Origin of the sequence: Lactobacillus sp. UMNPBX16 (assembly GCF_002553775.1) — a bacterium.
GTDB classification, from domain to species: domain Bacteria; phylum Bacillota; class Bacilli; order Lactobacillales; family Lactobacillaceae; genus Lactobacillus; species Lactobacillus crispatus.
Window position 1 is genome coordinate 1 of sequence record NZ_PCYU01000066.1, and the last position, 320, is coordinate 320.

The 320-nt window shown below is 40.9% G+C and carries 1 pseudogene; it reads left to right on the top strand.

Annotation, left to right across the window (positions count from 1 at the left end):
* Positions 1 to 320: pseudogene (locus CP367_RS10190) on the top strand (transposase); the annotation flags it as partial.

A 320-nucleotide genomic window follows, 5' to 3' on the forward strand; every position in this document is an offset into this window, starting at 1 on the left:
TAAACTTTTCAGTGGCATAGCCGATATTGGCTATAAAGCCACCAAAAAAGTCTACTATTATGGCTTCAAGGTCCACGCGATAGTGAGTGATGATGGCTATCTGCTTGATTACGCAGTTACTAAGGCGTCGGTACATGATGCCAAAGAGACGAGCGTATGGGATATGTGCTTTGGACGCCATATCGCAAAAATATGAAAGGCTCTAAAAAGCATAACGATCACTAATTAATGGCAATTAGGAGAACGATTGAAAGCGACTTTTTCTTGCTTAGCTATTACAATACTGAAAACAACCGAGCAAGGAATCTAGCAGGCTTTCA